Source organism: Bacillus sp. GMs2/2, from assembly GCF_050172095.1.
GTDB classification, from domain to species: domain Bacteria; phylum Bacillota; class Bacilli; order Bacillales; family Bacillaceae_G; genus Bacillus_A; species Bacillus_A cereus.
In genome coordinates this window covers 1-415 of sequence record NZ_JBNLYE010000781.1, presented here as the reverse complement: position 1 = coordinate 415, position 415 = coordinate 1, and the positions used below count along the sequence as shown (strand labels likewise).

Sequence of the window (415 nt, the reverse complement as noted above, 5' to 3'; positions counted from 1 at the left end):
CGAAAGGTCCATTAAATGTATCCGAGTTACAGAAGTTACTACGTGTTCCACAATCTACAATGTCACAGCAGTTAATAAAGTTAAAACAGTGTAAGATCGTTTCCTATGAGCGAAAAGGAAATGAGGTTTATTATATAGTGAGTGACGAAAAAGTGATTGAGGGCATGAAGAGAATAGAAGGTCTGCAACAGTGGACGTAAGAAGACATGGAGAATATTTCTACAGATTGAGATAAACTTTTTTATAGTATATATAGTTTTAAAATAATGTAAACGATTACGCGATATGTGGAATATTCTATTTGTAAAAAAAGGAGGGCCTGCTTGTGAAAGCAACAGGTATTGTACGAAAAGTAGATAATTTGGGACGAATTGTAATACCAAAAGAAACAAGAAAAACTTTACAGGTGGAAACA

General features: G+C 33.7%; 2 protein-coding genes. Both read left to right on the top strand.

What is annotated here, in order from left to right; translation table 11 throughout:
• A partial coding sequence (locus ACQGS6_RS29495) for an ArsR/SmtB family transcription factor (RefSeq protein ID WP_426966111.1) occupies window positions 1–200 on the top strand: 200 nt, incomplete at its 5' end.
• Window positions 201–325: 125 nt separating this feature from the next.
• Window positions 326–415 (top strand): AbrB/MazE/SpoVT family DNA-binding domain-containing protein (locus ACQGS6_RS29490; protein ID WP_426966112.1); only part of this gene is annotated, 90 nt, incomplete at its 3' end.